Source organism: Nostoc sp. UHCC 0251 (assembly GCF_034932245.1).
Classification (GTDB): Bacteria; Cyanobacteriota; Cyanobacteriia; order Cyanobacteriales; family Nostocaceae; genus Nostoc.
Window position 1 is genome coordinate 1 of record NZ_JAYGHD010000427.1, and the last position, 9,543, is coordinate 9,543.

Below are 9,543 nucleotides of genomic sequence, written 5' to 3' on the forward strand. Positions count from 1 at the left end.
TAAAAAACTGGTTAGCTGATGAAAGTAGTTCCAGATTTGTCGAACCAAAGCCGTATGTACTTAACCATTTTGGAGCGATTCATAGTTACCTATTAAGAAGTTAGTGTTTCTCAAACACTAAGCCATTAGAAAAACCCTCCCCACCAGTCGGTGGTTTTTTTATGACCCGCGCCATCCACTGTGGCATAAGCGACCAGATTGTTTTGCCGTTTTAGGTGTTTACCGTCTCTATGAACAACGGGATTTACGCTTAAGTTATGTGGTTTGGCAAGAGGGGGTTAATCCTTTTATTGTGGTTGAATTGCTGTCGCCAGGTACTGAGAAAGAAGACTTGGGGCAGACATTGCGAGATATCAAGCAACCACCAGGAAAATGGGAAGTATATGAGCAGATTCTGCGTGTTCCTTATTATGTAGTATTTGATCGCTATAAATATGAGTTAAGGGTATTTAAATTAGACGGTGGTCGTTATGCTGAGATAACACTGTCAGAGTCACGCTTTTGGATACCAGAACTAGAATTAGGCTTGGGTGTGTGGCAGGGACGCTATTAAGATGTAGAACAGCCCTGGTTACGCTGGTATGATTGGACAGGCTGCTGGGTATTGACTTCTACAGAACAGGAAAAACAACGGGCTGAACAAGAAAGACAACGGGCTGAACGGTTGATTGCACAATTGCGATCGCTAGGCGTTGAACCCGATGTAGATTAAGCTGATGCGCGTCTAAAGTATATAAACACTCTTGATGACTGTTAACTGTTGACGGTTAACAGTCATCAGTCAGTCATCAGTCATTAGATAAGCTTACAAATTATACCAATTCTCTAAAAGAAGGCAACAGATACGAAGCACAAAACTCTTGCTGTATCTAGATTTCTTAATTGCGTAAAGCCTGCGGCATGGCTGCGCTTAGAGCCTAGCGGGGCGTAGCCCATTGCGTTAGCACAGCGGGGCGTAGCCCATTGCGAATTGCGAATTGGTATTAAATGCGTGACAGCTTATTTTTTACCCACAAGTTTGCTCTTTTGTGAATAATCTGTATAGCCTTGAATATTCTCTGGTTCAAATTGACGCAGTATGCGTGTAGCTTCGCTTATTAAATCCTCGTTTCCGGTAACTGCAATTAAGTATTTGCCAGCATTCAAACGGTTACGATAAGGTAAAGCATCGCCACTGCTAACTGTTAACCCGACTCCTCGACCAATTAAACTAGCGCCCAAAGCACCGCCTATACCTCCTAAGATCCCAGCAAGAAATTCATTGCCAAATCGAGCAAACTGGGGAAATATTTCAACTTCTGTGAAATGGTTGAAGGCATAACCTGCAACAAATCCAAAGGTTACAAGCGACCATAAGAGCCGATTTGATTGTTGGCGGGCTTGCTTGTCGGGATCAATTAGTCCAAATTCATCAGCGCTTAAATAACCATCGCCCAAAATGTTGACTTGTGAAGTTGGCAAGCCTGCTTTTTCCAGAGCAGAGTAGGCGGTTTCTGCTTGTATTCGATCTGGTAAAACTGCAACAAGGTAATTCATAAGACCTCACTTAATAAAGTTTTGTTGTGCAGCAATAAAACTGCTCAATGCAATCTGATGCCAATTTGAAAAATGCTTGCGACAGATAAAGGTCTAAAAGTGATTACCAGTAGCTCTTTGCCAATCTAAAATCCAAAATGGTATGAGCTATTCTGGCTTTTTGTGCCATTGCCCATCGTTGCCTTTTTCATAATCGCGTTTTACAGCGCTCCAAGCAACACGAAAGGCACGCTCTTCTTCGCCATATTCTTCTTGAGCATTGTTAAATGCAGCCCGAAAAATTTCTTGGGCGTGCTTGGGTAAGTGCTCTTTGACTGAATCAGGTAAGTCTGTAATCTCTTTGTAAGGCATAAATTTAGTTTTTTTACTTGATGGAGTATGTTCAATCTCACGCTTTGACAATAATTTTTAAGTTTTTGACTTTGACTTCCTAAGACAAGCCAAAGTCACAGGTTAAGGGACTTCCAAGAAATAAATTATCCAATCTTGTGGGGTGGGCATCTTGCACGCCTTTGACTATGGGCTATCGTGTCGCCCACTCCACAATAAATAGTTGTATATTTTTTTATTTGGAAGTCCCTAATTATTGATCAGCGAACGCCAGCAACAGAAAGCTTGAACCGCGAAAACAAATTAAGCATTTCACGATTAAATGCTGGAATGTCATCAGGTTGTCGGCTTGTTACCCAATTACCATCAACAACCACTTCTTGATCTACCCAGTTACCGCCTGCGTTACGAATATCATCTTGAATGGTGTAGTAACTCGTTAGCGTCCGTCCTCGCACCAAGCCAGCTGAAACCAATTCCCACGAGGCATGGCAAATAGCAGCAATCGGCTTACCTTGTTCCTGAATCTTTTGCAGGAATGACTGGACTTTAGGCCCCATTCTCAAGGTATCAGCATTGAGAGCGCCCCCCGGTAACAACACAGCATCAAACTCTTCGGGTTGTGCCTCGGTAAGCACTCGGTCAACGTTGACTGTAATGCTTTTGTCAAAATGACGAAACGCCTGTATTTGTCCTAGCTTGGCTGACAAAATTTCTACATTTGCACCAGCTTCTTTTAAAGCACGTACAGGTTCAGTTAGTTCTGATTCCTCAAAGCCATCAGTAACAATGACAGCCACTCGGAAATTTGATAGGTCAGGCATAATACACCTCTGAATTAAGTTCAAGATTTGTATTTAAATCAACTGTCGCACCTTATCTGAGAGGATTGTCAGGGCAATCTTCTCGCGGTTAGGTTCACCTTTGGCAAGTGACTCGGCAAACTTGGTTGCTTGGTCTGGGGTGATTTTCGGGGGAAAAGGTGGTTCCAAGGGGTCAACGATCGCTTCTACAATTACTGGCCCTGGTGTAGCAAGTGCCCGATCCAAAATTTCACCGCATTTAGCTGGATCTTCAATCGTCATCCCCACAGCACCACAAGCTTGAGCAAAGGCGGCAAAGTTGATTGATTCCAATTCACAGCCATACTCTGGGTTGCCTAAAAAAACCATTTGTTCCCATTTAATCTGCCCCAGTGTGCCATTTTTGATAATCACTATCTTGATGGGCAAGCGATATTTCACGCAGGTAACAAACTCTGCCATCAGCATTGAGAAACCGCCATCACCGATAAAGGCAACACACTGGCGATCGGGGTAGGCTATTTGAGCAGCGATCGCATAAGGTAATGCACAGGCCATCGATGCCAGTGTCCCCGATACCGAATGCATTTGTCCGCGTTTAGCTGGAATTTGCTGCGCCCACCAGCCTGTCACCGTACCCGAATCAACAGAGAGGATTGCTGTATCAGATAGCCGTTTACCCAACTCCCAAGCCACTACCTGCGGCTTCATCGGCTGATCTTTCCTAGTACCGCGCTGTTCCACTAATTGCCACCATTCCTTCGTGCTGGATTGCGCTTGTTCAAGAAAACTGCGATCGGCATTAGGTTGTAATAGTGGTAGCAGTTCTTGCAAAGTGCGGCGGCTATCTCCAACTAATCCAACTTCAACAGGGTAGCGCATACCAATCCGAAATGGGTCAATATCAATTTGGACACCCCTTGCTTGACCGGGTTTCGGCAGAAACTCCATATATGGAAAACAAGTTCCAATCATCAGTAGAGTGTCGCAATTTTCAATCGCTTCTTGGGATGGCTTTGTGCCAATTAAACCAATTGTGCCCGTAGTATAAGGGCTATCATCTGGAACGGATGCTTTACCCAGTAATGCTTTAACAATTGGCGCTCCCAGTTTTTCGGCAAGTTGTTCTAGTTCATCAGTCGCCTTTAACGCTCCCCGGCCTGCTAAAATTGCCACTTTCTTACCAGCATTGAGAATCTCAGCAGCACGTTGCAAATCATCCTCAACTGGCAGACGCACACCACTGGTAAAAACATTAGAAGTGTGATGAGGGACGTTCCGCATTGAACCCTTTCTTTCAGCATTTTGGGGCTGAAAATCTAAAGGAAAGTTAATATGTGCTACACCCCGGTAGCTCAACGCCTCACGGCAAGCCAAGTCTGCGAGACTCTCAACATGTGTAGGCCCCATTACACGGGCATTGTAAACCGTTACGTCCATAAAAACCTTATCTAGGTCAACATCCTGCTGAGAGTGGGTGTTGATCAGGTCGTGGTAATGGTGTCCGGTTATTGCCAGAACTGGTTGACCATCGAGTTTGGCATCATATAGACCATTGAGTAAATGCAGCCCACCAGGCCCAGATGTAGCAAGACAAACTCCCAACTTGCCTGTATATTTGGCATAGGCACAAGCCATAAATGCCGCTGCTTCTTCATGCCGCACCTGGATAAAACGGATTTTGTCTTGACGCAGGCGCAGAGCTTCCATAATGCCGTTTATGCCATCTCCAGGTAGTCCAAAGATGGTGTCAACACCCCAGTCATAGATAGTATCAATGAGAACATCAGCCGCAGTTGTAGCCATAATAAGTTTCTCCTTATATTGGATATGGGGCATTGGGCATTGGGCATGGAACATTGGGTTTACTTGTCCTCTTGTCCTCTTGTCCTCTTGCCCCCTTGTCCCCTTGTCCCCTTGTCCCCCAGTCTCATGTCTGCACTTGGCTTTGAGGTGGAAAGCCATGCTGGATTCTGCCTTCATCAGCATCAAACTGCTTGGAGGTTTTGAAGAGTTCAAAACGCCCGTCGGCAGCATATTGGGCACAGCGATCGCGCAAGGCTTGCATTTCTTTTGCTTGCATCGGTTGAAAACCACGAGCGATCGCTAAATTTTGCCGCAGTACTTGGAGTGAATCAATACCACTGACGAGTGTAGCGATCGGTAAACTCATGACATAGCGGATGGCTTCTTGGGGAGTAACTACACCTTTTTTCACTGCATCAGCATTGCCGCTGAGACTTTTCATCCCAATTACGGCAATTCCCCGTTTGTTGAGTTCTGGGAGTACTTGTCGCTCAAAGCTTCTAAAACTAGCATCAAAACAATTAAGCGGCAATTGTACCGCATCAAATGGGTAATTATAGGAGAGCATTTTTAGATGAATAGCGGGGTCTTTGTGACCCGTAAAGCCAACGAACCTGACTTTACCCTCTTTTTTCGCCTGATCTAGAGCTTCAATTGCCCCGTTAGCACGAAAAATCATTTCTGGATCGTTGTCGTAAACAACTTCGTGAATTTGCCACAAGTCCAAATGGTCAGTTTTGAGACGACGTAGGGATTCTTCAAGTTGCTGCATTGCCACTTTGCGATCGCGTCCGTGGGTGCAAACTTTCGTCATCAAAAAAACCTTGTCTCGCCGCCCTTCTAACGCTTCTCCCATCCACTCTTCACTTCGATGCTTGTTATACTCCCAAGCGTTATCCATGAAGGTGATGCCATTATCAATAGCTTCGTGGGTGATGCGAATTGCCTCTTCTTTGCTTTTTGCTTGCCCTAAAGTTGCACCTCCAAGTGCGATCGCTGACACTTTCACCCCTGTTTTTCCCAGTGGGCGAAGAGGAATTTCACCAGTGTTTGTGCTGTTGGTTGGAGTTGCCGATGATGCTGGAACCTCTGCTGCTTGTACTTCAGGATTGGCATTGAGGATGTGATCGGCAAATATTGCCCCAGCACCTGCACCGATAAAGCTTATTCCTTTTAAGAAATGTCGCCGCTTTACCTCTAAAGGAAGATGCTTTTGGGCGGCTTCATTATTATTTTGATCTGCCATTGACCTTTTTACGTTAGTTAAAAATAGATAATTCTTGTCAATTTCATCTAAATTAGTAATTCGCAATTGAATTTCTAACTACGAATTACGAATTACGAATTAGTTACAGGCGTGATGATGTCAAGAAACTAATTGTTTGTGGTTTAAAACTCGATATACTATCCCAATAATTAACCTGGTTAATATTTACCTTCAACAAAGCAATATCGGGTTCGTCCAATCCTTTAGGAAACCAAGTTTGAAGTTCCGGCTTCCATAGCTCTCGCAATTTATTGCGGTCTTTCACGAGTTGTGCCGAACCCGAAATAGAAACGTATCGTTGCTGTTCGGGTGACGAAAAACTAATATTTACCTGCTCATGGTGTTCAATTTCAGTCACCTTATGGGAACCAGAATAGGTAAAAAACCAAAGTGTGGCTTCAGAGTTTATCTCACCACTTTTTGACATGGGGTAACTATGCAAACTCCCATCATCATCGATTGTGGTAAACATACCATAATCAATATCTTTGATTAGTTCATGCAGCTTTTGAATCTGTTGATTCCGGTCTGGAGATGTTGCCATTGATTGTTTGTACTATTTTCTCTATTTGTTTTTCTGGGGCTATAATTTTTCATTACAGCCAGGTTTAAGACTGGTAAAGTTATTTATCAGTATCAACGTTTTCAAGTCTAATTGCGTGAGCCTACAGATGGAATTATCCTAAAATTCTCTTTTTTAGTTATATCTATAGAGATATTGGTTGAGAGTGACTTTTAAGCATAGTAAGGTGAATTTTATGTTTATTTCTTTAGACATAAATTTTATAAATTTTGCACTGAATTCAAACTGCAACTGTAACTTTAGGCTGATGAATCTTTCTTTCTTTCTTTGCATACCTACACCGCGATAGGATATTTTTTTAGTTGGAAGTCCCTTAGCGTCTGTGTGCGACACGCTGCGCGTTTGCAGCGTAGACGCTACAAGTCCACGACTAGAACCGTAACCCAAGCGATAATAGAGAAGAGAATTTAGTTGCTTTGGGCAGTGTGTGTCATATTTTTTACTATCAATATTGATTAGTCAATCAGTATTGAGATTCTGAGCATCACTTCTAACTGACGATTTTAATGTAAACTGCAAAAAATACTTCCACTCTTATGACTGTAAAAATCCAAACCGAAAAAGACTTTTTGACTGCAACCACTAATACTAATATAAATATCAATCAAGAAACAGAAAACGAAAAAGTTCTATGTTCTCATTGCCAGCGCACAGCTACGAATGGAATTAAATGTAAAGGAATTTGTGTAGCTGACAATGACTATTAAGGAATGAAGTTTTAGTAATGCTGCTGCACCCCAAAAACAGATTGTCAGCTTCCTCAACGCAGTTGAAGGTTAAGTGACAGATGTAAATGTAAATTTAGTACATAAAGCACAAATAAAACTACTTATTCCTTTATGTATTAAATTTTACATAATTGTTCTTATAAATAATAGGGCGCAATATTCAAATTTAAAGTTGTGATAAAAATTATTTGAAATACTAGTGATTATATAAAGAATGTGTGATTATAATCTCGTTCAAGATTAGACTCGGCAAACTTTGCTAAAAAAAACTACGATTTTTAGTTACGACAAGCAAAAGAATTTACTAATGCGGAGTTGGCAATATAACAAGGTATAAAGCCATGAATTTTCTCTTCTCAAAGAAGCAATCATCAATGGCTATAGTTGGGGCATTGATGATAACTCTGGGAGTACAGCGAAGTGCTGCGGCTACTACATTTAACTCTGCTCCTCTTTTTGATAGCGCAGCCAATTACTTGACTACAATTAAGAGAAGCGATGGTGGTGTAGATTCTGCTGATATTTACTACCCAGTTCTGTCCGATACCGATAAGAGTTCACTACCCATTGCCTTGTTATTGCAAGGAGCGCTTGTTGATAAATCCGATTACTCAAACTTTGCTAACACTGTGGCACGTTATGGGTTTGTAGTAGTCGTACCTAATCACATCAGAACTGCAATCAGCCCAATGGGTGCAGTTACAGGCTTAATCTCTGAGCAGCAGCAGGTAAATGATGTTCTAACCTATATGCAAAGTGAGAATTCTAATCCTGCATCACCTATTGCTAATTTACTCGATCCCAGTACGCTAGTCTTGCTTGGCCACTCATTTGGAGGAGCAGTAGGAATCGCTGCGATTCAGGGTAAGTGTTTTGCTGCCTTATGTACGGAAGATTTTAATCGACCCGAAGAACTGAAGGCTGGGGTGTTTTATGGCACTAACTTCCGAATTGGCCAAGAAAATGGAATACTGCCTGCGATTGACAATGATGGCATCCCCATTGCTTTAATACAGGGTAATCGAGATGGTGTTGCAATACCATCTAATGCTGAACTAACATACGCTCAAATTCAAGACTTTCCCAAGGCGTTTATTACCATTCCTGGTGCTAATCACTATGGCATTACCAATGAAGATAATCTCATTCGTGAGCCGAAAAGACCAACGCTAGAGCAAGATGTGGCAATTGAAACCATTGCTCGTTGGAGTGCGCTTTTCTTACAAGGAGCTGCACTCAACAATAAAGATGCACTGGATTATGTGTTCAACTCAGGCGATACGTTAGATCCAAATGTCAGTGTTACCAGCATTGCCAAATCTATACCTGAACCAACTTCTGTAGTCAGTTTACTAGGATTAGGTGTAATAGGTACAAGTTCACTACTAACACGTAAGCAGAAATTAGTTAAGAAATAAAAAGCCGTCCGAGAAGTGCGTAGCTTTAGACCCAGTTTTTCGGTAACAGTTCTTAACCCTTACTTCCGACTCCCTTATAGCCTCGGCAATTAGACCTTGCTAGATTTTTAGCTAAGGCATAGGCTGAGAAGATGGAACATTTGTAAATAGTGTATGGCTAAACTTTTTGATTGTATTACTGAAGAACTGCAAGGCTTTATTAATGCTCAACACCTTTTCTTTGTTGGCTCTGCACCTTTGAGTCCTACGGGTCATGTTAACCTTTCTCCTAAAGGTTTAGGCTGTTTTCGCATCCTCTCTCCCAATCAAGTAGGTTACGTAGACCTTACAGGTAGTGGTAACGAAACTTCAGCCCACTTACAAGAGAATGGGCGAATAACCTTCATGTTTTGCGCCTTTGAGGAACCCGCGTGTATATTGCGTCTTTACGGTCAAGGAAAGACGATTTTACCGAGTTCTCCAGATTGGGACTCCCTGTACTCTTTGTTTGTGCCGATGCCTGGAACTCGTCAAATTATCGTCGCCGACATTGAAAAAATACAGACCTCTTGTGGTTTTGGCGTACCACTTTATGAATATCAAGGTCAGCGCCAGACTTTAGTAAACTGGGCTAGTAAAAAAGGCGAAGAGGGAGTTCGAGAATATCAACAAAAGAAAAATCTTGTCAGCATTGACGGTTTACCCACGCCACTGAGTCAATTATCTTAAATCTTACAAAAACGGACTTTGTAGCATGAGTTATGGATTATTTTATTCGTCCACTCACACAGGAAAATGAGCCTATCTTGATTTAAAATTTTGCTTTTATGATCCTTTAGGGTTGGTGTCACCACTAATTATTACTTGGAACAAGTTTCCTAGTAAAGAGAAAAACGCCGAAACTATCACTATCACCATTAAACTAGCAAGGGCAGCAAAGGGAGAGATGATGAATAACATTAAGAGTGCAAGCATCAAAATTGTTAGTAATGTCTTATTCATCTTTTTTCACCTTTAACAAAATGTAGTGGTTTAAGTCCCCGGCTTCTATCAAGCCGCAAGTGTTGTGGCGGGGTCTAAATCCCCGTTACAA

9 protein-coding genes and 1 pseudogene are annotated in these 9,543 nt (G+C 42.3%); 3 read left to right on the plus strand and 7 right to left on the minus strand.

Annotation, left to right across the window (positions count from 1 at the left end; all coding sequences use genetic code 11):
- Window positions 1-157: 157 nt before the first annotated feature.
- Window positions 158-712: pseudogene (locus VB740_RS34300) on the plus strand (Uma2 family endonuclease); the annotation flags it as partial.
- Between the two features lie 287 nt (window positions 713-999).
- Here the strand turns inward: VB740_RS34300 and VB740_RS34305 are convergent.
- The 6 genes from VB740_RS34305 to VB740_RS34330 all read right to left on the minus strand — a co-directional run bounded on the left by VB740_RS34305 (window position 1,000) and on the right by VB740_RS34330 (window position 6,286).
- A complete protein-coding gene (locus tag VB740_RS34305) occupies window positions 1,000-1,536 on the minus strand; it encodes a hypothetical protein (RefSeq protein WP_323204280.1) in 537 nt (178 codons plus the stop codon).
- Between the two features lie 147 nt (window positions 1,537-1,683).
- On the minus strand, window positions 1,684-1,887 hold the full coding sequence (locus VB740_RS34310; RefSeq protein WP_323204281.1) for a ChaB family protein: 204 nt from the start codon (window positions 1,885-1,887) through the stop codon (window positions 1,684-1,686).
- Between the two features lie 239 nt (window positions 1,888-2,126).
- Window positions 2,127-2,690 carry a type 1 glutamine amidotransferase domain-containing protein gene (locus tag VB740_RS34315; protein ID WP_323204282.1) on the minus strand — a complete coding sequence of 188 codons (564 nt, stop codon included), beginning with the start codon at window positions 2,688-2,690 and terminating at the stop codon, window positions 2,127-2,129.
- A 33-nt stretch (window positions 2,691-2,723) separates the two neighbouring features.
- Entirely contained in the window at window positions 2,724-4,475 is a 1,752-nt protein-coding gene (locus VB740_RS34320; RefSeq protein ID WP_323204283.1) for a thiamine pyrophosphate-dependent enzyme, read from the minus strand.
- A gap of 124 nt (window positions 4,476-4,599) precedes the next feature.
- The gene (locus VB740_RS34325; protein ID WP_323204284.1) at window positions 4,600-5,721 is read right to left on the minus strand and encodes an aldo/keto reductase; all 1,122 of its coding nucleotides are present in this window, start codon (window positions 5,719-5,721) and stop codon (window positions 4,600-4,602) included.
- Window positions 5,722-5,824: 103 nt separating this feature from the next.
- On the minus strand, window positions 5,825-6,286 hold the full coding sequence (locus VB740_RS34330; protein ID WP_323204285.1) for a pyridoxamine 5'-phosphate oxidase family protein: 462 nt from the start codon (window positions 6,284-6,286) through the stop codon (window positions 5,825-5,827).
- Between the two features lie 1,108 nt (window positions 6,287-7,394).
- Here VB740_RS34330 and VB740_RS34335 point away from each other — a divergent pair.
- Both VB740_RS34335 and VB740_RS34340 read left to right on the plus strand, forming a co-directional pair.
- Window positions 7,395-8,471, plus strand: coding sequence for an alpha/beta hydrolase (locus tag VB740_RS34335; RefSeq protein ID WP_323204286.1), 1,077 nt, complete (start codon window positions 7,395-7,397; stop codon window positions 8,469-8,471).
- Between the two features lie 153 nt (window positions 8,472-8,624).
- On the plus strand, window positions 8,625-9,179 hold the full coding sequence (locus tag VB740_RS34340) for a pyridoxamine 5'-phosphate oxidase family protein (RefSeq protein WP_323204287.1): 555 nt from the start codon (window positions 8,625-8,627) through the stop codon (window positions 9,177-9,179).
- Window positions 9,180-9,275: 96 nt separating this feature from the next.
- Here VB740_RS34340 and VB740_RS34345 read toward each other — a convergent pair whose 3' ends face one another.
- Entirely contained in the window at window positions 9,276-9,452 is a 177-nt protein-coding gene (locus VB740_RS34345; RefSeq protein WP_323204288.1) for a hypothetical protein, read from the minus strand.
- Window positions 9,453-9,543 lie beyond the last annotated feature (91 nt).